Source organism: Mixta mediterraneensis, from assembly GCF_030283135.1.
In the GTDB taxonomy this organism is placed as follows: domain Bacteria; phylum Pseudomonadota; class Gammaproteobacteria; order Enterobacterales; family Enterobacteriaceae; genus Pantoea; species Pantoea mediterraneensis.
Genome location: NZ_JASUAZ010000051.1, coordinates 1 through 22,430 on the forward strand (window position 1 = coordinate 1; position 22,430 = coordinate 22,430).

Sequence of the window (22,430 nt, forward strand, 5' to 3'; positions counted from 1 at the left end):
ATCGCTTAAGTGTGATGTCCTAAATGGCCGTGAAAGCGGCCATTGCAACTGAGAAAAGAGCACTTCGGTGCTCTTTTTTTTATCTTTTAAGTGAAGGCGTATTACCCCACAAAACCTGGGTTTGAAATAAAAACCATTCGCATTTACACTGAGTATAGAAAATGTACCAGAGTGAAAAGTAAATGTACGTCTGCCTGTGTAATGCCATCAGTGATAAAACCATTCGTGAAGCGGTCCGCCGTTACCAGCCAAAATCTATCCAGCAGTTGCGTCAACTCGTTCCTGTCGGAAAGCAATGCGGGAAATGTATCCGCGCCACCCGTGAAATAATGGATGAAGAAATGCAGCACGTTCCGCTGTATAAAGAAGCTATCTGAGGACGTGCTTTTTTACATCCCTGCTTAATACCCACATTTTCTGTCGCGTTTTTTTGACTTCTTTTTATACGCATCTACGCTCTAGTTAACTGGTAGCGGAGGAAGCAAAATGAAGGGCGACATTAAAATCATAAGTTATCTCAATAAATTGCTAGGAAATGAACTGGTTGCAATCAACCAATATTTTCTTCATGCACGTATGTTCAAAAACTGGGGCCTGATGCGGCTTAACGATGTTGAATATCACGAATCCATTGATGAGATGAAACACGCGGATAAGTACATTGAGCGCATCCTGTTTCTTGAGGGTATCCCAAACTTACAAGACCTGGGCAGACTGAAGATAGGCGAAGATGTGCCGGAAATGCTGAACTCTGACCTTGCGCTTGAGCTTGAGGGAGCAAAAGATTTACGTGAGGCTATCGCCTATGCAGATAAAGTTCACGACTACGTCAGTCGCGATATGATGATTGAAATCTTGTCTGAAGAAGAACATCACATTGACTGGCTGGAAACCGAGCTTGAGTTGATACAAAAAATGGGTATCCAAAATTATCTGCAGGCTCAAATCAAAGACGAGTAAGCCCGTTTTCTGTAACGCCTGTCCCCAGCCCGTGATAGTAAGAGCCGACCATTGCGGGCGCGTTTAACCCTTCCCGACTTGCCTGGTGTCATAACTCTCTTTTAATGAAAAATCAAAAATATTGCGTCGAAAACGATGTGTATTGACGTTGATGCGTTAGCGTATCTGTTACGCATGTCTGGCGGCAGATTGCGGTTGGGCAAAACCAGCCAAAGAGATAATCATATTTACTCTTCCCGCTTATGTTGGCAAATAACCCAAAGCCAGCAGGAATCATTTAGCAGGGCAGGGAATTAAAAGCAGAACGCGGGTTGCTTCCTGAACAAATTTACGTATAATGCGCGGGCCTACCGATATTGTTAGGCGCGATTCGAGCAGAATCGTAGACGGCATTTTTTGGGTCGTCTGACAATACTCCCAATTGGGGAGTTATATGCTGAACGATTACACTCTCCCATCAATCGTAATGGGTTCGAGTAGTAATTTTTTTCGTCTATAAAAAGTTTGGAGCTCTGGTCTCATGCAGAACCAAAGAATCCGTATCCGTCTTAAAGCGTTTGATCATCGTCTGATCGATCAATCAACCGCGGAAATCGTTGAGACTGCCAAGCGCACTGGTGCGCAGGTTCGTGGTCCGATCCCGCTGCCAACCCGCAAAGAGCGCTTTACCGTTCTGATCTCTCCGCACGTTAACAAAGATGCGCGTGATCAGTACGAAATCCGCACTCATAAGCGTCTGGTAGACATCGTTGAGCCAACTGAAAAAACCGTTGATGCTCTGATGCGTCTGGATCTGGCTGCCGGTGTTGACGTGCAGATCAGCCTGGGTTAATCAGGTCATCGAGCGATTGAGAGGTTGAAACAATGATTGGTTTAGTCGGTAAAAAAGTGGGCATGACCCGCATCTTCACTGAAGATGGCGTATCTATCCCCGTCACCGTAATCGAAGTTGAAGCGAACCGCGTGACTCAGGTCAAAGGCCTGCAGAACGATGGTTACCAGGCAATTCAGGTTACCACCGGTGCTAAAAAAGCAAACCGTGTGAGCAAGCCTGAAGCTGGTCATTTTGCTAAAGCTGGCGTTGAAGCTGGCCGTGGTCTGTGGGAATTCCGCACTGTTGAAGGTGAAGAATATTCTGTGGGTCAGAGCATCAGCGTTGAGATTTTCGCTGAAGTTAAAAAAGTTGACGTAACTGGCACCTCTAAAGGTAAAGGTTTCGCTGGTACCGTTAAGCGCTGGAACTTCCGTACCCAGGACGCGACACACGGTAACTCCTTGTCTCACCGCGTACCGGGTTCTATTGGTCAGAACCAGACTCCGGGCAAAGTGTTTAAAGGCAAGAAGATGGCAGGTCAGCTGGGTAATGAGCGCGTAACCGTTCAGAGCCTGGATGTAGTACGTGTTGACGCTGAGCGCAACCTGCTGCTGGTTAAAGGTGCAGTTCCCGGTGCAACCGGTAGCGACCTGATTGTTAAACCAGCTGTGAAGGCGTAAGGGGATAGCAATGGAATTAGTATTGAAAGACGCGCAGAGCGCGCTGACTGTTTCCGAAACTACCTTCGGTCGTGATTTCAACGAAGCGCTGGTTCACCAGGTTGTTGTTGCTTACGCATCAGGCGCCCGCCAGGGTACTCGTGCGCAGAAAACTCGCGCTGAAGTAACCGGTTCAGGCAAAAAACCCTGGCGTCAGAAAGGCACCGGCCGTGCGCGTTCAGGTTCTGTTAAGAGCCCGATCTGGCGTTCAGGTGGCGTGACCTTCGCTGCGAAGCCACAAGACCACAGTCAAAAAGTTAACAAAAAGATGTACCGCGGCGCGCTGAAAAGCATCCTGTCCGAACTGGTACGTCAAGATCGTCTGATCGTTGTCGAATCATTTGCTGTAGAAGCACCAAAAACCAAGCTGCTGGTACAGAAACTGAAAGACATGGCGCTGGAAGACGTGCTGATCATTACCGGTGAACTGGATGAGAATCTGTTCCTGGCTGCGCGTAACCTGTACAAGGTAGACGTGCGTGATGCAGCGGGTATCGACCCAGTTAGCCTGATCGCCTTCGACAAAGTCGTTATGACTGCTGATGCAGTTAAGCAAGTTGAGGAGATGCTGGCATGATCCGTGAAGAACGTCTGCTGAAAGTACTGCGCGCGCCGCACGTATCTGAAAAGGCATCTAGCGCGATGGAAAAAACCAATACCATCGTACTCAAAGTAGCTAATGACGCGACTAAAGCAGAGATCGTTGCTGCTGTTGAGAAACTGTTCGAAGTAGAAGTTAAAGACGTAAACACCCTGGTTGTTAAGGGTAAAGTTAAGCGTCACGGACAGCGTATCGGTCGTCGTAGCGACTGGAAAAAAGCTTACGTCACCCTGAAAGAAGGCCAGAATCTGGACTTCGTCGGCGGCGCTGAGTAAGTCGGAGGAGAAAGACAATGGCAGTTGTTAAATGTAAACCGACATCTCCGGGTCGTCGTCACGTAGTTAAAGTGGTGAACCCAGAGCTGCACAAGGGCAAGCCGTTTGCCCCGTTGCTGGAAAAAAACAGCAAATCCGGTGGCCGCAACAACAACGGTCGTATCACTACCCGTCACATCGGTGGTGGTCATAAGCAGGCTTACCGTCTGGTTGACTTCAAACGCAACAAAGATGGTATCCCGGCAGTTGTTGAACGTCTTGAGTACGATCCGAACCGCTCTGCGAATATCGCACTGGTTCTGTACAAAGACGGCGAACGCCGTTATATCCTGGCCCCTAAAGGCCTGAAAGCTGGCGACCAGATTCAATCTGGCGTTGATGCTGCGATCAAAGCAGGTAACACTCTGCCGATGCGTAACATCCCAGTAGGTTCTACCGTTCATAACGTAGAAATGAAACCAGGCAAAGGCGGACAGATTGCTCGCTCTGCTGGTGCTTACGTGCAGATCGTTGCGCGTGAAGGTTCCTACGTAACCTTGCGTCTGCGTTCAGGTGAAATGCGTAAAGTCGAATCTGACTGCCGCGCAACGCTGGGCGAAGTCGGTAACGCTGAGCATATGCTGCGCGTTCTGGGTAAAGCCGGTGCAACCCGTTGGCGTGGTGTTCGTCCGACCGTTCGTGGTACTGCGATGAACCCCGTTGATCACCCGCACGGTGGTGGTGAAGGTCGTAACTTTGGTAAGCACCCTGTCACTCCATGGGGCGTTCAGACCAAAGGTAAGAAGACCCGTAGCAACAAGCGTACCGATAAATTTATCGTACGTCGCCGTAGCAAATAATATTAGAGGATAAGCCATGCCACGTTCTCTCAAGAAAGGTCCTTTTATTGACCTGCACTTGCTGAAGAAGGTAGAGAAAGCGGTGGAAAGCGGTGACAAGAAGCCTTTGCGCACTTGGTCCCGTCGTTCAACGATCTTTCCTAACATGATCGGTTTGACCATCGCTGTCCATAATGGTCGTCAGCACGTTCCTGTTTTTGTTTCCGACGAAATGGTTGGTCACAAACTAGGTGAATTCGCGCCGACACGTACTTATCGCGGTCACGCGGCTGATAAAAAAGCCAAGAAGAAATAAGTAGGAGGAAGAGATGGAAACTATTGCTCAACATCGCCATGCTCGTTCTTCTGCTCAGAAGGTTCGCCTGGTGGCTGACCTGATTCGCGGTAAGAAAGTGTCGCAGGCTCTGGACATTTTGACCTACACCAATAAGAAAGCGGCTGTACTGGTCAAGAAAGTCCTGGAATCTGCCATTGCTAACGCTGAACACAACGATGGCGCTGATATCGACGATCTGAAAATCACGAAAATTTTCGTTGATGAAGGTCCGACCATGAAACGCATTATGCCGCGTGCCAAAGGTCGTGCAGATCGCATCCTGAAGCGCACCAGCCACATCACTGTGGTTGTGTCCGATCGCTGAGACTCTGGAGACTAGCAATGGGTCAGAAAGTACATCCTAATGGTATTCGCCTGGGTATTGTAAAACCATGGAACTCTACCTGGTTTGCGAACACCAAAGAATTCGCTGACAACCTGGACAGCGACTTTAAAGTACGTCAGTTCCTGACTAAAGAACTGGCTAAAGCGTCTGTATCTCGTATCGTTATCGAGCGTCCAGCGAAGAGCATCCGTGTGACCATTCACACCGCTCGTCCGGGCATCGTTATCGGTAAAAAAGGTGAAGACGTTGAAAAACTGCGCATGGTCGTCGCGAACATCGCTGGCGTTCCTGCACAGATTAACATCGCCGAAGTCCGTAAACCGGAACTGGACGCGAAACTGGTAGCTGATAGCATCACTTCACAGCTGGAGCGTCGTGTGATGTTCCGTCGTGCGATGAAGCGTGCTGTTCAGAACGCCATGCGTCTGGGCGCGAAAGGTATCAAAGTTGAAGTTAGCGGCCGTCTGGGCGGTGCCGAGATCGCACGTACCGAATGGTATCGTGAAGGTCGCGTGCCATTGCACACCCTGCGTGCTGACATTGATTACAATACCTCAGAAGCGCACACCACTTATGGTGTAATCGGCGTTAAGGTATGGATCTTCAAAGGTGAGATCCTGGGTGGTATGGCTGCTGTTGAACAACCGGAACCGGCTGCTCAACCTAAAAAGCAGCAGCGTAAAGGCCGTAAGTAAGGAGAGTCGCTGATGTTACAACCAAAGCGTACGAAATTCCGTAAAGTGCATAAAGGCCGTAACCGCGGTCTGGCTGCCGGTACGGATGTCAGCTTCGGTACTTTCGGTCTGAAAGCTGTTGGCCGTGGTCGTCTGACTGCTCGTCAGATCGAAGCAGCACGTCGTGCTATGACCCGTGCAGTTAAGCGTCAAGGTAAGATCTGGATCCGTGTATTCCCGGACAAACCGATCACCGAGAAGCCGCTGGAAGTGCGTATGGGTAAAGGTAAGGGTAACGTAGAGTATTGGGTTGCCCTGATCCAGCCTGGTAAAGTCCTGTATGAAATGGACGGCGTACCAGAAGAGCTGGCCCGTGAAGCATTCAAGCTGGCAGCAGCAAAACTGCCTATCAAAACCACCTTTGTAACTAAGACGGTGATGTAATGAAAGCAACTGAGCTGCGTGAAAAAAGCGTTGAAGAGCTGAACACTGAGCTACTTAATCTGCTGCGTGAGCAATTTAACCTGCGCATGCAGGCAGCATCTGGCCAGCTGCAGCAGACCCATCTGTTGAAGCAAGTGCGCCGTGATGTTGCACGCGTTAAGACTTTACTGACTGAGAAGGCGGGTTCGTAATGACCGATAAAATCCGTACTCTGCAAGGTCGTGTTGTTAGTGACAAAATGCAGAAATCTGCAGTTGTTGCTATCGAACGTTTCGTGAAGCACCCGATCTACGGTAAATTCATTAAGCGTACGACTAAGCTGCACATCCATGACGAGAACAACGAATGTGGTATTGGCGACGTGGTCGAAATCCGCGAATGCCGTCCACTATCCAAGACTAAATCCTGGACGCTGGTTCGCGTTGTAGAGAAAGCGATTCTGTAATAGAATTTGCCCTCTTTAAAAATCGAATGAACGGCTCGCAAGAGCCGTTCATTTTTTCTACCCATGTGCGAGAACCGGTGTTATAATGCCGCGCCCTCAATTATGGGGCTTTCTAACGACCTGAGGTTTAGGTCCCGAAGTAGTAGTTGACATTAGCGGAGCACTAAAATGATCCAAGAACAGACTATGCTGAACGTCGCCGACAACTCCGGTGCACGTCGCGTAATGTGTATCAAGGTTCTGGGTGGCTCGCACCGTCGCTACGCAGGCGTCGGCGATATCATCAAAGTTACCATCAAGGAAGCAATTCCGCGTGGTAAGGTGAAAAAAGGTGATGTCCTGAAGGCGGTAGTGGTGCGCACCAGGAAGGGTGTTCGTCGCCCGGACGGTTCTGTCATTCGCTTCGATGGTAATGCATGCGTTATTTTAAATAATAATAGTGAGCAGCCTATCGGTACGCGTATTTTTGGGCCGGTAACTCGTGAACTTCGTACTGAAAAGTTCATGAAAATTATCTCTCTGGCACCAGAAGTACTCTAAGGAGCGAACAATGGCAGCTAAAATCCGTCGTAACGACGAAGTTATCGTGTTAACCGGTAAAGATAAAGGTAAGCGCGGTAAAGTTAAGAATGTCCTGTCTTCTGGTAAGGTCATTGTTGAAGGTATCAACCTGGTGAAGAAACATCAGAAGCCGGTTCCGGCTCTGAACCAACCAGGCGGCATCGTTGAAAAAGAAGCTGCAATTCAGGTTTCTAACGTTGCGCTCTTCAATACGGCAACTGGTAAGGCTGACCGTGTAGGCTTTAGGTTCGAAGACGGTAAAAAAGTCCGTTTCTTCAAGTCTAATAGCGAAACTATCAAGTAATTTGGAGTAGTACGATGGCGAAACTGCATGATTACTACAAAGACGAAGTAGTCCAGAAACTCATGACAGAGTTTGGCTACAATTCTGTCATGCAAGTCCCTCGGGTCGAGAAGATCACCCTGAACATGGGTGTAGGTGAAGCGATCGCTGACAAGAAACTGCTGGATAACGCAGCAGCTGACCTGGCAGCAATCTCCGGTCAAAAGCCGTTAGTCACCAAAGCACGCAAATCAGTTGCAGGCTTCAAAATCCGTCAGGGCTATCCGATCGGCTGTAAAGTAACTCTGCGTGGCGAGCGCATGTGGGAGTTCTTTGAGCGTCTGATCACTATTGCTGTACCGCGTATCCGTGACTTCCGTGGCTTGTCCGCTAAGTCATTCGATGGTCGTGGCAACTACAGCATGGGTGTACGTGAGCAGATCATCTTCCCAGAAATCGACTATGACAAAGTCGATCGCGTTCGTGGTTTGGATATTACCATTACCACTACTGCGAAATCTGATGATGAAGGCCGTGCTCTGCTGGCTGCCTTTGACTTCCCGTTCCGTAAGTAAGGTAGGGTTACTTAATGGCTAAGCAATCTATGAAAGCACGCGAAGTTAAGCGTGTGAAATTAGCAGACAAATTCTTCGCAAAGCGCGCTGAACTGAAAGCGATCATTTCTGATGTGAACGCTTCCGACGAAGATCGTTGGGATGCTGTTCTTAAGCTGCAGAGTCTGCCGCGTGATTCCAGCCCTTCACGTCAGCGTAACCGCTGTCGTCAAACAGGTCGTCCGCACGGTTTCCTGCGGAAGTTTGGGTTGAGCCGTATCAAGGTCCGTGAAGCCGCAATGCGCGGTGAAATTCCGGGTCTTAAAAAGGCTAGCTGGTAATTGTCACCAATTGAATCACGGGAGTAACACAGATGAGCATGCAAGATCCGATCGCGGATATGCTGACCCGTATCCGTAACGGTCAGGCCGCAAACAAAGTTGCGGTCATCATGCCTTCCTCCAAGCTGAAATTGGCAATTGCCAACGTGCTGAAAGAAGAAGGCTATATTGAAGATTTCAAAATCGAAGGCGACATCAAGCCAGAACTGGAACTTACCCTTAAGTATTTCCAGGGCAAAGCTGTTGTAGAAAGTATTCAGCGAGTAAGCCGTCCTGGCCTGCGCATCTATAAGAAAAAAGATGAGCTGCCAAAGGTAATGGCTGGTATGGGCATCGCTGTAGTTTCTACATCTAAAGGTGTCATGACTGATCGTGCAGCGCGCCAGGCAGGTCTTGGTGGCGAAATTATCTGCTACGTAGCGTAATCGGAGGATACTATGTCTCGTGTTGCTAAAGCACCTGTCGTTGTTCCTGCCGGCGTAGAGGTAAAACTCAACGGTCAGGTAATTTCGATTAAAGGTAAAAACGGCGAGCTGACTCGTACTATCAATGATGCTGTTGAAGTTAAGCATGCTGACAACGCTCTGACTTTTGCTCCTCGCGAAGGTTTCGTTGATGGCTGGGCGCAGGCGGGTACGTCGCGCGCGCTGCTGAACGCAATGGTTATCGGTGTTACCGAAGGCTTCACTAAGAAGCTGCAGCTGGTTGGTGTTGGTTATCGTGCTGCTATCAAAGGCAACGTGGTTAACCTGTCACTGGGCTTTTCTCATCCAGTAGATCACCAGCTGCCCGCGGGTATTACTGCAGAGTGTCCGACTCAGACTGAAATCGTACTGAAAGGTGCGGATAAACAGCTGATCGGCCAGGTTGCAGCGAACTTGCGCGCCTACCGTCGTCCTGAGCCTTACAAAGGCAAGGGTGTCCGTTACGCCGACGAAGTCGTGCGTACCAAAGAGGCTAAGAAGAAGTAAGGTAACACTATGGATAAGAAATCTGCTCGTATCCGTCGTGCGACCCGTGCACGTCGCAAGCTCAAAGAGCTGGGTGCTACTCGCCTGGTGGTACATCGTACCCCGCGTCACATTTACGCACAGGTAATCGCCCCGAACGGTTCCGAAGTTCTGGTCGCTGCTTCTACTGTAGAAAAAGCTATCACTGAACAACTGAAGTTTACCGGTAATAAAGAAGCCGCAGCTGCTGTAGGTAAAGCTATTGCAGAACGCGCAATCGAAAAAGGCATCACTGGTGTTTCTTTCGACCGTTCCGGTTTCCAATATCATGGTCGCGTCCAGGCACTGGCAGATGCTGCCCGTGAAGCTGGCCTTCAGTTCTAAGGTAGAGGTCTAAGATGGCACACATCGAGAAACAAGCTGGCGAACTGCAGGAAAAATTGATCGCGGTAAATCGTGTTTCTAAAACTGTAAAAGGTGGTCGTATTTTCTCTTTCACCGCACTGACTGTAGTGGGTGATGGTAATGGCCGCGTTGGTTTTGGTTACGGTAAAGCGCGTGAAGTTCCAGCAGCGATCCAGAAAGCGATGGAGAAAGCCCGTCGCAATATGATTAACGTCGCGCTGACCAACGGTACTCTGCAGCACCCTGTTAAAGGTGCGCATACGGGTTCCCGCGTGTTCATGCAGCCGGCTTCTGAAGGTACCGGTATCATCGCCGGTGGTGCAATGCGTGCCGTCCTGGAAGTCGCTGGAGTTCATAACGTTCTGGCTAAAGCATACGGTTCTACCAACCCGATTAACGTGGTTCGTGCAACTATTGATGGCCTGGGCAATATGAATTCTCCAGAAATGGTCGCTGCCAAGCGTGGTAAATCCGTTGAAGAAATTCTGGGGTAATCACGATGGCTAACACTATTAAAATCACTCAAACCCGCAGTGCAATTGGCCGTTTGCCTAAGCATAAAGCCACTCTGGTTGGCCTGGGTCTGCGTCGTATTGGCCATACCGTTGAGCGTGAAGATACGCCTGCTGTACGCGGTATGGTTAACGCGGTTTCCTATATGGTTAAAGTGGAGGAGTAAGAGATGCGTTTAAATACTCTGTCTCCGGCCGAAGGGTCTAAACACGCACCTAAGCGTTTGGGTCGTGGTATTGGTTCTGGCCTCGGTAAAACCGGTGGTCGTGGTCACAAAGGTCAGAAGTCTCGTTCTGGCGGTGGCGTACGTCGCGGTTTCGAAGGTGGTCAGATGCCTCTGTACCGTCGTCTGCCAAAATTCGGTTTCACCTCTCGCAAAGCAATGATCACGACAGAAGTTCGTCTGTCTGATCTGGCGAAAGTTGAAGGCGGTATTGTAGACCTGAACACGCTGAAAGCAGCCAACATCGTCGGTGTACAGATTGAATTCGTAAAAGTAATTCTTTCTGGCGAAGTTTCTGCACCGGTAACGGTTCGCGGTTTACGTGTCACCAAAGGTGCTCGTGCTGCAATCGAAGCTGCTGGCGGTAAAATTGAGGAATAAGTAGCAGATGGCTAAACAACCGGGGTTAGATTTTCAAAGTGCCAAAGGTGGCTTTGGTGAACTGAAACGCAGACTATTGTTTGTAATCGGTGCACTGATTGTCTTCCGTATTGGCTCTTTTATTCCAATCCCTGGTATTGATGCCACTGTACTTGCCAAACTGCTTGAGCAACAGCGTGGCACCATTATTGAAATGTTTAACATGTTCTCTGGTGGTGCTCTCAGCCGTGCTTCTATTTTCGCGCTGGGAATCATGCCGTATATTTCGGCATCGATTATTATCCAGTTATTAACGGTGGTTCATCCGGCGTTAGCGGAAATTAAGAAGGAAGGGGAGGCTGGCCGTCGTAAGATTAGCCAGTATACCCGTTACGGTACGTTGGTATTAGCCATATTCCAGTCGATTGGTATTGCTACCGGTTTACCGAATATGCCTGGAATGCAGGGCCTGGTAATGAATCCAGGCTTTGCTTTCTATTTTACCGCTGTTGTAAGTCTGGTCTCAGGGACAATGTTCCTGATGTGGCTGGGCGAACAGATTACTGAGCGGGGTATCGGTAACGGTATTTCGATCATTATCTTCGCGGGTATTGTTGCGGGTCTGCCGCCGGCCATTGGCCATACCATCGAGCAAGCACGGCAAGGTGACCTGCACTTCCTTCTGTTGCTGTTGGTTGCAGTTCTTGTATTTGCAGTGACCTTCTTTGTTATTTTCGTTGAGCGTGGTCAACGCCGCATTGTGGTGAACTATGCCAAACGTCAACAAGGTCGCCGTGTATACGCTGCACAGAGCACACATTTACCGTTGAAAGTGAATATGGCGGGCGTAATCCCAGCTATTTTTGCTTCCAGCATCATCCTTTTTCCGGCGACGATTGCATCGTGGTTTGGGAACGGGACCGGTTGGAACTGGCTGACAACAATTTCGCTGTATTTGCAGCCAGGACAGCCGCTTTATGTGCTACTCTATGCGACTGCAATCATCTTCTTCTGTTTCTTCTATACGGCGTTGGTTTTCAACCCGCGTGAAACAGCAGATAACCTGAAGAAGTCTGGTGCATTCGTACCGGGAATTCGTCCGGGAGAGCAAACGGCGAAGTATATCGATAAAGTAATGACTCGTTTGACCTTAATCGGCGCCTTGTACATTACGTTTATCTGCCTTATCCCGGAGTTCATGCGTGATGCGATGAAGGTCCCCTTCTACTTTGGCGGTACGTCACTGCTCATCGTAGTGGTCGTCATCATGGACTTTATGGCTCAAGTGCAAACTCTGATGATGTCAAGTCAGTATGAGTCTGCATTGAAGAAAGCTAACCTGAAGGGCTACGGCCGTTAATTCAGGTGGTTGAGAAGTTACGGAGAGTAAAAATGAAAGTTCGTGCTTCCGTCAAGAAATTATGTCGTAACTGCAAAATCATTCGTCGCGACGGTGTCGTTCGTGTGATCTGCAGCGCCGAGCCTAAGCATAAACAACGCCAAGGCTGATATTGTCACATATTTTTCTTGCAAAGTCGGGTTGAGCTGGCTAGATTAGCCAGCCAATCTTTTGTATGTCAGTACGTTGCCATTTGAGTATCCTGAAAACGGGCTTTTCAGCATGGGACGTACTTGTTTAATTATAGGAGTGCATAGTGGCCCGTATAGCAGGCATTAACATTCCTGATCAAAAACATACCGTTATCGCATTAACTTCGATCTTCGGTATCGGTAAAACCCGTTCTAAAGCTATCTGCGCTGCAACGGGTATTGCTGAAAATGTTAAGATCAGTGAGCTGTCTGAAGAACAAATTGACCAGCTGCGTGATGCAGTTGCTAAATTCGTTGTAGAAGGTGATCTGCGCCGTGAAATCACCCTGAGCATCAAGCGTCTTATGGACCTTGGTTGCTATCGTGGTTTGCGCCATCGTCGTGGTCTGCCAGTTCGCGGTCAGCGTACTAAGACCAACGCACGTACCCGTAAGGGTCCGCGTAAACCGATCAAGAAATAATCGGGGTGAGTAAATAATGGCAAAGGCACCAGTTCGTGCACGCAAGCGTGTAAGAAAACAAGTCTCAGATGGCGTGGCTCATGTCCATGCTTCTTTTAACAACACCATCGTTACAATTACTGATCGTCAGGGTAACGCACTGGGTTGGGCAACCGCCGGTGGTTCCGGTTTCCGCGGTTCACGTAAATCTACCCCGTTCGCTGCTCAGGTTGCTGCAGAGCGCTGTGCAGAAGCGGTAAAAGATTACGGTATTAAGAACCTGGAGGTTATGGTTAAGGGTCCGGGTCCGGGTCGCGAATCAACAATTCGTGCTCTGAACGCCGCTGGTTTCCGCATCACTAATATTACTGATGTGACTCCTATCCCTCATAACGGTTGTCGTCCGCCGAAAAAACGTCGCGTATAACGCCCCGTTTTTTTAGGATAGTTGGAGAAAGAAAATGGCAAGATATTTGGGTCCTAAGCTCAAGCTGAGCCGTCGTGAGGGCACGGACTTATTCCTTAAGTCTGGCGTTCGCGCGATTGATTCCAAGTGTAAAATTGATCAAGCCCCTGGTCAGCATGGTGCGCGTAAACCGCGTCTGTCTGATTACGGCGGCCAGTTACGTGAAAAGCAAAAAGTTCGTCGTATCTACGGTGTTCTTGAGCGTCAGTTCCGTAATTACTATAAAGAAGCAGCACGTCTGAAAGGCAACACTGGTGAAAACCTGTTGGCTCTGCTGGAAGGCCGTCTGGACAACGTAGTTTATCGTATGGGCTTTGGTGCCACTCGTGCAGAAGCGCGTCAGTTGGTAAGTCATAAGTCTGTTCTGGTAAATGGCCGCGTTGTTAACATCGCTTCTTATCAGGTATCTCCGAATGATGTCGTTAGCATCCGTGAGAAAGCCAAAAAGCAATCTCGCGTGAAGGCCGCTCTGGAGCTGGCTGAGCAGCGTGAAAAGCCAACCTGGCTGGAAGTTGATGCGACTAAGATGGAAGGTGTGTTCAAGCGTATTCCTGAGCGTACTGATCTGTCTGCGGACATTAACGAACACCTGATCGTCGAGCTTTACTCTAAGTAAAGCTTAGTACCAAAGAGAGGACACAATGCAGGGTTCTGTGACAGAGTTTCTAAAACCGCGCCTGGTAGATATCGAGCAAGTGAGTTCGACGCACGCCAAGGTGACCCTTGAGCCGTTAGAGCGTGGCTTTGGCCATACTCTTGGTAACGCACTGCGCCGTATTCTGCTTTCTTCCATGCCGGGTTGCGCGGTGACCGAGGTTGAAATTGATGGTGTACTGCATGAGTACAGCACCAAAGAGGGAGTACAGGAAGATATCCTGGAAATCCTGCTCAACCTGAAAGGGCTGGCGGTAAGAGTTCAGGGCAAAGATGAAGTTGTCTTAACCCTGAATAAATCTGGCATTGGCCCTGTGACTGCAGCCGACATCACCCATGATGGTGATGTTGAAATCGTCAAGCCTCAGCACGTAATCTGTCATCTGACCGATGAAAACGCGGCTATTAGCATGCGTATCAAAGTTCAGCGTGGTCGTGGTTATGTGCCGGCTTCTGCCCGAATTCATTCGGAAGAAGATGAGCGCCCAATCGGACGTCTGTTAGTCGACGCTTGCTATAGCCCTGTAGACCGTATTGCCTACAATGTTGAAGCAGCGCGTGTAGAACAGCGCACCGACCTGGACAAGCTGGTCATCGAAATGGAAACCAACGGTACAATCGATCCTGAAGAGGCGATTCGTCGTGCGGCTACCATTCTGGCAGAACAACTGGAAGCTTTTGTTGACTTACGCGATGTACGTCAGCCAGAAGTGAAAGAAGAAAAACCAGAATTCGATCCGATCTTGCTGCGCCCAGTTGACGATTTGGAATTGACTGTCCGCTCTGCTAACTGCCTTAAGGCAGAAGCTATCCACTACATCGGTGATCTGGTACAGCGTACTGAGGTTGAGCTGCTTAAAACGCCTAACCTGGGTAAAAAATCTCTTACCGAGATTAAAGATGTGCTCGCCTCACGTGGTCTTTCTTTAGGCATGCGCCTTGAGAACTGGCCGCCGGCAAGCATTGCTGATGAATAACCGGATCACAGGTTAAGGTTTCACTGAGAAGGATAAGGTCATGCGCCATCGTAAGAGTGGTCGTCAACTGAACCGCAACAGCAGCCATCGTCAGGCTATGTTTCGCAACATGGCTGGCTCTTTGGTTCGTCATGAGATCATCAAGACGACTCTGCCGAAAGCCAAAGAGTTGCGCCGCGTAGTTGAGCCGCTGATTACTCTTGCCAAGACCGACAACGTAGCTAATCGTCGTCTGGCATTCGCCCGCACTCGTGATAACGAGATCGTGGCAAAACTGTTTAATGAACTTGGCCCGCGCTTCGCGAGCCGTGCAGGTGGTTACACTCGTATTCTGAAGTGTGGCTTCCGCGCTGGTGACAACGCACCGATGGCTTACATCGAGCTGGTTGATCGTCCAGAAGCTCAAGCAGAAGCTGCTGCAGAGTAATCTGTAGCAACGTAAAAAACCCGCTTCGGCGGGTTTTTTATTGCCTGCTATTTAGGGTATTGACTATGCTGATCATCTAACCGGTTTATGAGGTGCTTATGTGGTTAATTGACCAGCTTGCTGAGCAACATATTCATGCCGCGCAGGAAAAAGGAGAATTAAGTAATCTGCCCGGCGAAGGCAAGCCTTTGCAGTTAGATGATGATAGCTATATTCCTTCCGAATTAAGGACAGGCTATCGGCTACTTAAAAATTCTGGTTTTCTCCCACCGGAGTTAGAGCTGCGTCGAGAGGCGATTGAGATCAATGATCTTCTTAAGCAGCTGGATCCAAAAGATCCCTCTTTTCCAGAACAACGTAATCGGTTAGTACTTCTGGAATGTAGACTTCGTCAGACGGGAATGAGCACCGACTTTCTTCATAGTGATTACGGTGCCGCACTTCACCAGCGTTTTGAGAAGAAATGAATGCGTTGTGTTAAATAAATTGCCTGGCCTGGTGTGGGTTACGCCATGTAATCCGCTTCAACGAAAATAAGTTAACGGGGCCATATCGCTCTACAGATGGAGCGATTAAGAAGAAACATAAAACCACCAAAACAACGCTATCGAAGCCAGTTCTATGAGGCCCTTTTCCGACTGTGCATAAGACGCGCAATTAAAAAGAGCAAGCGAGATTTGAGCGTAATGAGGAGTATTGAAGGAAGTAAATGAAAGGCCAGAAATAAGAAAGGGTCTTATTTCTGGCCTTCTACTGCCTGGAAATAACCGCCTGATGTGTCTCAATAAAGAGCGCACTTCCTATAGAGCGGCTTATTTTTTAGATTTTGGTGCTTTGCTGTTTCAGCAAATCACGAATTTCAGTAAGCAATACTTCTTCATTGCTTGGTTTAGGTGCTGGCTTTTCAACTTCTTTTTTCTTATACAATTTATTCATTAGTTTAATCGCAATGAAAATCGCGAAGGCGACGATGATAAAATCGAATACAGTCTGAATGAAAACACCATATTCCATTACTACTGCTGGCGTTGTTCCTTCTGCTGGTTTAAGCACCCAACTGAATGATTTAAAATCGACACCACCAATCAATAAACCCAGAGGGGGCATAATAATGTTGGCAACTAATGATGAAACTATTTTGCCAAACGCAGCACCAATAATGACACCCACTGCAAGATCGACAACATTCCCACGCATTGCAAAATCACGAAACTCTTTGAATAAACTCATTCTTATCTCCTTGCCTGGCCAATGCCCTAAAGTTTAACAAAGCTTCCTGTATTTGCCATTATCACGATAAATTTAACGGAATTATCTTGATATGACCTCTGACAGACAGCCGTTAAAGGAAGAAAGGGCTAGGTTGAAACAAACGCTCAACGTCTGGAACAAATTTCTTATCCGTTAAAAACATAATGACATGATCGCCTTGTTCGATACGCAAATTATCATTTGCAATCATGACGTCATCTCCACGTACAACCGCCCCAATAATCGTACCGGGTGGTAACTTAATATCATCAATTGGACGTCCCACCACGCGTGAGGTTGTTTCGTCACCGTGCGCAATGGCCTCGATTGCTTCTGCAACGCCACGGCGTAAAGAAGAAACACCGACAATATCGGCTTTACGCACATGTCCAAGCAAAGCGGAAATGGTCGCCTGCTGCGGAGATATAGCAATATCAATAACGCTTCCTTGCACCAAATCGACGTAAGCACGGCGCTGAATGAGCACCATAACTTTCTTGGCACCCATTTTTTTTGCCAGCATTGCTGACATGATATTTGCTTCATCATCATTGGTTACCGCAATAAACAAGTCGACTTGATCAACATGCTCTTCTGCCAGTAATTCCTGATCTGACGCATCTCCGTAAAAAACGATCGTATCCTGAAGCTGTTCAGCGAGCTCAGCGGCACGCTGCGGATTACGTTCAATTAATTTGACGCTGTAATTTTTTTCAAGCTTTTGTGCCAGGCCAAAGCCAATATTTCCACCGCCCACTAGCATAATGCGTTTATAAGGCTTTTCCAGCCGCTGCATTTCGCTCATAACGGCACGAATATTTTGGCTGGCAGCAATGAAGAAAACTTCATCACCTGCTTCAACAATAGTGGAACCCTGGGGACGGATAGGGCGATCCTGACGGAAAATCGCGGCAACACGCGTATCAATATGCGGCATATGGTCACGCAGAATAGAAAGCGGATTGCCAACCAAAGGGCCGCCATAATAGGCTTTTACTACGGCAAGGCTGACTTTTCCTTCAGCAAAATTAACCACTTGAAGTGCGCCAGGATATTGAATCAGGCGATAAATATTGTCGATCACTAATTGCTCAGGGGAAATCAGATGATCGATCGGCACCGCTTCTGGAATAAATAATTTTTCCGCATCACGTAAATAATCAGCCGCACGAATACGTGCAATACGATTAGGCGTATTGAAAAGTGAATAGGCGATTTGACAGGCAATCATATTGGTTTCGTCAGAATTAGTGACAGCAACCAACATGTCAGCGTCCTCGGCACCGGCATCGCGCAAAACACGCGGATGAGAACCATGGCCCTGAACGACACGCAGATCGAATTTATCCTGTAACTGACGAAGGCGGGTTGAATCCGTATCAACAACGGTAATATCGTTATTTTCGCCGACCAGATTCTCTGCCAGCGTGCCGCCGACCTGACCGGCACCAAGAATAATGATTTTCATCGCTTAAGAATACTCATCTCAATTAGTGCCTGGTTTTTTCATTAGCTTAGCGTAGAAGAAACCGTCGCCTCCATCAGCGGCAGGAAATACCTGTAGTCCTGTTTCAGGCGCACCGGAAAGTGAAAACGCGACAGCGTTATGGTGTCGCTCAAGGAACGCACTTATCTGCATCTCATTCTCTTCGGGAAGGACGGAACAGGTTGCATATAATAGCGTCCCACCCGGCTTAAGATGAGTCCAGACGGCGTCAAGAATTTCGCACTGCAGCTTTGCCAGTTCGGCAATATCCCGATCGCGGCGCAGCCATTTAATGTCAGGGTGTCGACGAATCACACCGGTAGCCGAACAGGGTGCATCAAGTAAAATTCGATCAAATTGTTGTGTTCCGCACCAGGCTTGAGGCGTACGACCGTCACCCTGTTTTACCTCAGCCTGCATACCAAGGCGCTGTAAATTCTCGTGCACACGCGTGAGGCGCTGAGCATCTACGTCTACGGCGAGTACCTTCGCTTCAGGGGCAATCTCCAGAATATGCGTCGTTTTTCCCCCCGGCGCAGCACAGAGATCGAGAATGGATTCGCCATTTTGCGGTTCTAAAAACAAGGCACAGCGTTGCGCTGAGACATCTTGCACGGTTACCCAGCCTTGCTCAAAACCTGGGAGCTGACTCACTGGCGCGGGCGAATCAAGTCGCAACGCTTCAGGCACCTCGGTGTCAATATTGGCTGTTTTTTCATTTTCAGCCAGTAACGCAAGCCAGCTATTACGGGAGTGATGCTGCCGGTTTACGCGGAGCCACATTGGCGGACGAATATTATTCGCTTCAATTATTTGCTGCCAGTGAGCCGGCCAGGCTGTCTGTAGCCGTTTCAATAACCAGTCGGGATGAAGATAACGCTGCGGACCGTCTTGTATACTGGCGAGTAATTCATCCTGTTGACGCTGGAACTGACGAAGCACACCGTTTAACAGACCTTTCAAGCTGCTGCGTTTTAATACTTCGGCACCCGCAACGGTTTCTGCCAGGACAGCATGAGCAGGAACGCGTGTATAGAGCAATTGATATAGCCCGACCATGATCAGGTAATGTAAAACACGCTGCTTGCCCGTCAGAGGGCGCTCCATCAATTTACCAATCAGCGCTTCCAGCTGTGGCAACGTACGCAATACACCGAAGCAGATTTCTTGCACTAACGCGCTGTCTTTATCCGACAGCTTTTTCTGAGCATGAGGTAGCACGGTATTGAGCGATTCGCCCTTATCGATCACACGTTCGATCAGCTGAGCTGAAAGACTACGTAGGTTAATTGATTTGTTCATAGGAGTTTTGTCGTCAATAAAAAGCCCGGTCGTTACCGGGCTAAATAGTCAGTCCAGAAGAGTGCCGGGTTCAAACCATTCACGGCGCGAGTTGAGTAAGTCATGAGCCGACATCGGCTTTTTACCTGCCGGCTGAACCCGGAGCAGATTGAGCACACCCTCTGCGGTAGCTATCTGAATGCCTTGCTTATCAGCCTGGATAACTTCGCCGGGCTGTCTGTTGATATGCGGAAGTACACTGGCTTGCCAAACTTTAACCGGCTGCTCATCAATGATAAAAAAGCTCATAGGCCAAGGGTTGAAAGCACGGATGCAGCGCTCAAGTTGTGCAGCAGATAGCTGCCAGTCGAGACGTGCCTCTTCTTTACTCAACTTGTCGGCATAATTAGCCAATGCTTCATCCTGCTTTACCGGATGAATACTAGTGGCAGTAAGCTGCGCTAAAGTGTCAAGCAAACCTTGTGGGCCGAGTTGTGCCAGTTTGTCATAAAGCGTTGCGCTGGTATCTTCATCAGTGATAGGACAGGCAAGTTTATATAACATATCACCGGTATCCAGACCGACATCCATCTGCATGATGGTCACGCCAGTATTCGTATCTCCCGCCCATAACGCACGTTGGATCGGCGCAGCGCCACGCCAGCGTGGCAGCAATGAACCGTGCACGTTAATACATCCTAGCCTCGGCATAGCAAGGACCGCCTTTGGCAGAATCAATCCGTAAGCCACTACAACCATCACGTCAGCCTGAAGATCGGCAACTAATTGTTGGTTTTCCTCAGGACGTAACGATTTAGGTTGAAAGACCGGAATGCCGTTTGCCTGAGCTAATACTTTTACCGGCCCTGGCGTTAGCTTATTTCCGCGGCCTGCGGGGCGATCGGGTTGGGTGAAGACCCCCACCACCTGATGTTCAGAAGCAAGCAGCGCGTCAAGGTGACGCGCTGCAAAGTCAGGGGTGCCAGCAAAAATGATTTTTAATGGGGCAGACACGTTTATCCCTTCTGAGGCGCTTAAGCTTCCCGCGCGTTTTGACGCGCCAGCTTCTCTAACTTCATTTTGATGCGCTGGCGTTTCAGCGGCGACAGATAATCAATGAACAATTTGCCATTCAGATGATCAATTTCATGTTGGATGCAGATTGCTAACAAGTCGCCAGTTTCTAGCTCAAAGCTATTACCATCGCGATCAAGAGCACGCACTTTTACGAATTCTGCGCGCGGCACAAAGGCGCGTTGATCGGGAATGGAAAGGCAGCCTTCCTCAATTCCGGTCTCACCACTTTTTTCCAGCAATTCAGGATTAATCAGCACCAGACGTTCTTCACGACTTTCAGATACGTCAATAACAATGATGCGTTGATGAATATCCACTTGCGTAGCGGCCAGGCCAATACCTTCTTCGGCGTACATGGTTTCAAACATATCATCCACAATACGCTGAATATCTGCATTAACTTCTTTAACGGGCGCGGCAATTTTGCGGAGACGCTCGTCAGGGAAATGTAATACCTGCAAAACTGACATAATTTTCCAGATCTTTATTCGATTAATTAAAGTTTACTGCCTCATATTGTAGACTTTTTAGGGCCTGATTGACAGCATTCCCCTGCAGGAAGTCTGAGTAAAAGTGGATGCAAGAATGGAAAAGATGGCGCTGTGTTTGCGACTGGCCGCAGTAAGCGGAATGGTAGGGAAACGTTGGACCGAGGCAGTAAATCACCTGCTACATGCAGAGGACCATACTAAAGCTTTGTCACAGCTTGGATTTGATGAACATCAGCGGCATCAATTTCTAAAGTTTCCTGAAGCTGCATTGGATGCTGTGCAAAACCGGCTCGCCAGCAGTCACATACATCATTTGCTCACCGCGCTTGATGACCATTATCCAGCCATGCTTGCAGAGATTAATCGCTATCCGCCGGTACTCTATATTAAAGGTGATCCCGAGGTTTTAAATACACCGCAGCTGGCTGTGGTTGGCAGTCGGAACTGCTCGCACTATGGACGTCACTGGTGCGACTGGTTTACGCAAAATTTAGCGTTAAGCGGTTTAACCATTACCAGTGGATTAGCCCGGGGCGTTGATGGGGTCGCTCATCGGGCTGCGCTTAATGCTGAAGGCAAGACGGTGGCCGTGTTAGGTAGTGGTATCCGGCATCTTTATCCCAAAAACCACGGCTTGTTAGCCGAGGAGATCGTGACTAAAGGCGGAGCGCTCATCTCTGAATTCCCGCTTGATGCACCGCCACAAGCGTCCCATTTTCCACGACGGAATCGCATTATCAGCGGGCTAAGCCAGGGGGTATTAGTCGTGGAAGCTACACTTAAAAGTGGTTCGCTGGTTAGCGCGCGTTATGCTCTTGAACAAAATCGTAATGTCTATGCCGTGCCGGGTCCGCTGGGTAACCCGAGCAGTGAAGGTACAAACTGGCTTATTCAGCAAGGGGCGATGCTGGTGGCGCATCCTAATAACATTATCGAAGATTTACACAGCACGCTGAACTGGATACCTGTCACACATTCAGAAGAAATATATTCTGATGACAGTGTCAATGCTCCATTGCCATTTGCCGATGTGTTGGCTAACGTAGGTGATGAGGTTACACCTGTTGACGTCGTCGCTGAACGTGCCGGCCAACCTGTGCCAGTGATCTCAGCTCAATTGCTGGAGCTGGAGTTAGCAGGATGGATCGCAGCTGTACCCGGCGGCTATGTCCGATTGAGGAGGGCATGCCATGTTCGATGTACTCATGTACTTGTTTGAGACATATATCCACAACGAAGCAGAAATGGGTGTTGATCAGGACAGATTGACAGACGACTTGACGGATGCCGGTTTTCATCGTGAAGATATTTACAATGCGTTGAGCTGGCTGGAGAAGCTGGCAGACTATCAGGAAGGACTCGTCGAGCCCATTTTGCTGGCAAACGATCCGCTCTCAATGCGTATCTATACAAATGAAGAGAGCAAACGTTTAGATGCCGAAAGCCGCGGGTTCCTACTGTTTCTGGAACAAATTCAGGTATTGAACCTGGAAACGCGTGAAATGGTCATTGAACGCGTCATGGCGCTTGATACTCCTGATTTCGATCTGGAGGATCTTAAGTGGGTGATATTGATGGTATTATTTGTACTAGCTCAGACCTGATCTGACAGTTACCGGTTATTTATACAGGTGTCTGTCAGATTAAATCTGGTTCAGATTCTTTTCTGCCCAGACCCGTTTTCCATCAAGTAACGTGGCCATTGG

General features: G+C 48.8%; 37 protein-coding genes and 1 pseudogene. 33 read left to right on the plus strand and 5 right to left on the minus strand.

The genetic code is table 11. The features are described from left to right. Positions 1–182 precede the first annotated feature (182 nt). The 31 genes from bfd (at position 183) to QRY16_RS19250 (ending at position 15,605) form a co-directional block, all read left to right on the plus strand. Entirely contained in the window at positions 183–377 is a 195-nt protein-coding gene (gene bfd / locus QRY16_RS19100) for a bacterioferritin-associated ferredoxin (RefSeq protein WP_193405637.1), read from the plus strand. 109 nt (positions 378–486) lie between these two features. Next, positions 487–960 (plus strand): bacterioferritin, encoded by a 474-nt coding sequence (gene bfr / locus QRY16_RS19105; protein WP_289777701.1) that lies wholly within the window; start codon positions 487–489, stop codon positions 958–960. 520 nt (positions 961–1,480) lie between these two features. Beyond that, complete coding sequence (gene rpsJ / locus QRY16_RS19110; protein WP_001181005.1) at positions 1,481–1,792, plus strand: 30S ribosomal protein S10; 312 nt, start codon at positions 1,481–1,483, stop codon at positions 1,790–1,792. A gap of 32 nt (positions 1,793–1,824) precedes the next feature. Then, positions 1,825–2,454: a 50S ribosomal protein L3 gene (gene rplC / locus QRY16_RS19115; protein WP_193405639.1), complete on the plus strand. Its 630-nt coding sequence runs from the start codon at positions 1,825–1,827 to the stop codon at positions 2,452–2,454. A gap of 10 nt (positions 2,455–2,464) precedes the next feature. Then, positions 2,465–3,070, plus strand: a complete 606-nt coding sequence (gene rplD / locus QRY16_RS19120) for a 50S ribosomal protein L4 (RefSeq protein WP_193405640.1) — start codon at positions 2,465–2,467, stop codon at positions 3,068–3,070. Then, entirely contained in the window at positions 3,067–3,369 is a 303-nt protein-coding gene (gene rplW / locus QRY16_RS19125; RefSeq protein ID WP_031377828.1) for a 50S ribosomal protein L23, read from the plus strand. The genes rplD and rplW overlap by 4 nt, the downstream gene beginning before the upstream one ends. A 17-nt stretch (positions 3,370–3,386) precedes the next feature. After that, positions 3,387–4,208, plus strand: a complete 822-nt coding sequence (rplB, locus tag QRY16_RS19130) for a 50S ribosomal protein L2 (RefSeq protein ID WP_130832211.1) — start codon at positions 3,387–3,389, stop codon at positions 4,206–4,208. A 16-nt stretch (positions 4,209–4,224) separates the two neighbouring features. Then, positions 4,225–4,503, plus strand: a complete 279-nt coding sequence (gene rpsS, locus QRY16_RS19135; protein WP_001138115.1) for a 30S ribosomal protein S19 — start codon at positions 4,225–4,227, stop codon at positions 4,501–4,503. A 13-nt stretch (positions 4,504–4,516) separates the two neighbouring features. After that, the gene (gene rplV, locus QRY16_RS19140) at positions 4,517–4,849 is read left to right on the plus strand and encodes a 50S ribosomal protein L22 (RefSeq protein WP_046289651.1); all 333 of its coding nucleotides are present in this window, start codon (positions 4,517–4,519) and stop codon (positions 4,847–4,849) included. Between the two features lie 17 nt (positions 4,850–4,866). Beyond that, positions 4,867–5,565, plus strand: coding sequence for a 30S ribosomal protein S3 (gene rpsC / locus QRY16_RS19145; protein WP_193405643.1), 699 nt, complete (start codon positions 4,867–4,869; stop codon positions 5,563–5,565). A 12-nt stretch (positions 5,566–5,577) separates the two neighbouring features. Then, a complete protein-coding gene (rplP, locus tag QRY16_RS19150) occupies positions 5,578–5,988 on the plus strand; it encodes a 50S ribosomal protein L16 (RefSeq protein ID WP_008927134.1) in 411 nt (136 codons plus the stop codon). Then, complete coding sequence (rpmC, locus tag QRY16_RS19155; RefSeq protein ID WP_003850146.1) at positions 5,988–6,179, plus strand: 50S ribosomal protein L29; 192 nt, start codon at positions 5,988–5,990, stop codon at positions 6,177–6,179. Before rplP ends, rpmC begins: the two co-directional genes overlap by 1 nt. Further along, positions 6,179–6,433 carry a 30S ribosomal protein S17 gene (gene rpsQ / locus QRY16_RS19160; RefSeq protein ID WP_006120589.1) on the plus strand — a complete coding sequence of 85 codons (255 nt, stop codon included), beginning with the start codon at positions 6,179–6,181 and terminating at the stop codon, positions 6,431–6,433. Before rpmC ends, rpsQ begins: the two co-directional genes overlap by 1 nt. Positions 6,434–6,601: 168 nt before the next feature. Then, entirely contained in the window at positions 6,602–6,973 is a 372-nt protein-coding gene (gene rplN, locus QRY16_RS19165) for a 50S ribosomal protein L14 (RefSeq protein ID WP_006120590.1), read from the plus strand. A 10-nt stretch (positions 6,974–6,983) separates the two neighbouring features. After that, positions 6,984–7,298 (plus strand): 50S ribosomal protein L24, encoded by a 315-nt coding sequence (gene rplX, locus QRY16_RS19170; protein WP_099707334.1) that lies wholly within the window; start codon positions 6,984–6,986, stop codon positions 7,296–7,298. 14 nt (positions 7,299–7,312) lie between these two features. Further along, positions 7,313–7,852 carry a 50S ribosomal protein L5 gene (gene rplE / locus QRY16_RS19175; protein ID WP_031376676.1) on the plus strand — a complete coding sequence of 180 codons (540 nt, stop codon included), beginning with the start codon at positions 7,313–7,315 and terminating at the stop codon, positions 7,850–7,852. 14 nt (positions 7,853–7,866) lie between these two features. Then, on the plus strand, positions 7,867–8,172 hold the full coding sequence (gene rpsN / locus QRY16_RS19180) for a 30S ribosomal protein S14 (protein WP_006120592.1): 306 nt from the start codon (positions 7,867–7,869) through the stop codon (positions 8,170–8,172). Between the two features lie 32 nt (positions 8,173–8,204). Further along, entirely contained in the window at positions 8,205–8,597 is a 393-nt protein-coding gene (gene rpsH, locus QRY16_RS19185; protein ID WP_193405645.1) for a 30S ribosomal protein S8, read from the plus strand. A 12-nt stretch (positions 8,598–8,609) separates the two neighbouring features. Continuing rightward, positions 8,610–9,143: a 50S ribosomal protein L6 gene (rplF, locus tag QRY16_RS19190; protein ID WP_193405646.1), complete on the plus strand. Its 534-nt coding sequence runs from the start codon at positions 8,610–8,612 to the stop codon at positions 9,141–9,143. A 9-nt stretch (positions 9,144–9,152) separates the two neighbouring features. Next, positions 9,153–9,506 carry a 50S ribosomal protein L18 gene (rplR, locus tag QRY16_RS19195; RefSeq protein WP_013027463.1) on the plus strand — a complete coding sequence of 118 codons (354 nt, stop codon included), beginning with the start codon at positions 9,153–9,155 and terminating at the stop codon, positions 9,504–9,506. Positions 9,507–9,520: 14 nt separating this feature from the next. Beyond that, positions 9,521–10,021 (plus strand): 30S ribosomal protein S5, encoded by a 501-nt coding sequence (gene rpsE / locus QRY16_RS19200; RefSeq protein WP_193405647.1) that lies wholly within the window; start codon positions 9,521–9,523, stop codon positions 10,019–10,021. Positions 10,022–10,026: 5 nt separating this feature from the next. Beyond that, a complete protein-coding gene (rpmD, locus tag QRY16_RS19205; RefSeq protein ID WP_193405648.1) occupies positions 10,027–10,206 on the plus strand; it encodes a 50S ribosomal protein L30 in 180 nt (59 codons plus the stop codon). 3 nt (positions 10,207–10,209) lie between these two features. Then, positions 10,210–10,644, plus strand: coding sequence for a 50S ribosomal protein L15 (gene rplO, locus QRY16_RS19210; protein ID WP_193405649.1), 435 nt, complete (start codon positions 10,210–10,212; stop codon positions 10,642–10,644). A gap of 7 nt (positions 10,645–10,651) precedes the next feature. After that, the gene (gene secY / locus QRY16_RS19215; protein WP_193405650.1) at positions 10,652–11,983 is read left to right on the plus strand and encodes a preprotein translocase subunit SecY; all 1,332 of its coding nucleotides are present in this window, start codon (positions 10,652–10,654) and stop codon (positions 11,981–11,983) included. Positions 11,984–12,015: 32 nt separating this feature from the next. Next, a complete protein-coding gene (gene rpmJ, locus QRY16_RS19220) occupies positions 12,016–12,132 on the plus strand; it encodes a 50S ribosomal protein L36 (protein ID WP_004160566.1) in 117 nt (38 codons plus the stop codon). 146 nt (positions 12,133–12,278) lie between these two features. Beyond that, positions 12,279–12,635, plus strand: coding sequence for a 30S ribosomal protein S13 (gene rpsM / locus QRY16_RS19225; RefSeq protein WP_193405651.1), 357 nt, complete (start codon positions 12,279–12,281; stop codon positions 12,633–12,635). A 16-nt stretch (positions 12,636–12,651) separates the two neighbouring features. Beyond that, entirely contained in the window at positions 12,652–13,041 is a 390-nt protein-coding gene (rpsK, locus tag QRY16_RS19230; RefSeq protein WP_004160563.1) for a 30S ribosomal protein S11, read from the plus strand. A gap of 34 nt (positions 13,042–13,075) precedes the next feature. Continuing rightward, positions 13,076–13,696, plus strand: a complete 621-nt coding sequence (rpsD, locus tag QRY16_RS19235) for a 30S ribosomal protein S4 (RefSeq protein WP_193405652.1) — start codon at positions 13,076–13,078, stop codon at positions 13,694–13,696. A gap of 25 nt (positions 13,697–13,721) precedes the next feature. Continuing rightward, on the plus strand, positions 13,722–14,711 hold the full coding sequence (locus QRY16_RS19240; RefSeq protein ID WP_289777702.1) for a DNA-directed RNA polymerase subunit alpha: 990 nt from the start codon (positions 13,722–13,724) through the stop codon (positions 14,709–14,711). 40 nt (positions 14,712–14,751) lie between these two features. Then, positions 14,752–15,138: a 50S ribosomal protein L17 gene (rplQ, locus tag QRY16_RS19245; RefSeq protein WP_009087575.1), complete on the plus strand. Its 387-nt coding sequence runs from the start codon at positions 14,752–14,754 to the stop codon at positions 15,136–15,138. A gap of 98 nt (positions 15,139–15,236) precedes the next feature. Further along, positions 15,237–15,605, plus strand: a complete 369-nt coding sequence (locus QRY16_RS19250) for a DnaJ family domain-containing protein (RefSeq protein ID WP_289777703.1) — start codon at positions 15,237–15,239, stop codon at positions 15,603–15,605. Between the two features lie 352 nt (positions 15,606–15,957). On the opposite strand, the gene mscL is transcribed toward QRY16_RS19250, so the two are convergent. From mscL to def, 5 genes are all read right to left on the minus strand, one after another. Beyond that, the gene (gene mscL / locus QRY16_RS19255; RefSeq protein WP_289777704.1) at positions 15,958–16,368 is read right to left on the minus strand and encodes a large-conductance mechanosensitive channel protein MscL; all 411 of its coding nucleotides are present in this window, start codon (positions 16,366–16,368) and stop codon (positions 15,958–15,960) included. A gap of 112 nt (positions 16,369–16,480) precedes the next feature. Beyond that, complete coding sequence (gene trkA, locus QRY16_RS19260) at positions 16,481–17,857, minus strand: Trk system potassium transporter TrkA (RefSeq protein ID WP_289777705.1); 1,377 nt, start codon at positions 17,855–17,857, stop codon at positions 16,481–16,483. 18 nt (positions 17,858–17,875) lie between these two features. After that, positions 17,876–19,177: a 16S rRNA (cytosine(967)-C(5))-methyltransferase RsmB gene (gene rsmB, locus QRY16_RS19265; protein ID WP_193405657.1), complete on the minus strand. Its 1,302-nt coding sequence runs from the start codon at positions 19,175–19,177 to the stop codon at positions 17,876–17,878. A 48-nt stretch (positions 19,178–19,225) separates the two neighbouring features. Then, on the minus strand, positions 19,226–20,170 hold the full coding sequence (gene fmt, locus QRY16_RS19270) for a methionyl-tRNA formyltransferase (protein WP_289777706.1): 945 nt from the start codon (positions 20,168–20,170) through the stop codon (positions 19,226–19,228). Positions 20,171–20,190: 20 nt separating this feature from the next. Continuing rightward, positions 20,191–20,703: a peptide deformylase gene (def, locus tag QRY16_RS19275; protein ID WP_193405659.1), complete on the minus strand. Its 513-nt coding sequence runs from the start codon at positions 20,701–20,703 to the stop codon at positions 20,191–20,193. A 115-nt stretch (positions 20,704–20,818) separates the two neighbouring features. Between def and dprA the strand changes: the two genes are divergently transcribed. After that, entirely contained in the window at positions 20,819–21,943 is a 1,125-nt protein-coding gene (dprA, locus tag QRY16_RS19280) for a DNA-protecting protein DprA (RefSeq protein ID WP_289777707.1), read from the plus strand. After that, positions 21,915–22,310, plus strand: a pseudogene (locus tag QRY16_RS19285) (DUF494 family protein); the annotation flags it as partial. The gene dprA and the pseudogene QRY16_RS19285, both read left to right, overlap by 29 nt. Between the last annotated feature and the right edge of the window lie 120 nt (positions 22,311–22,430).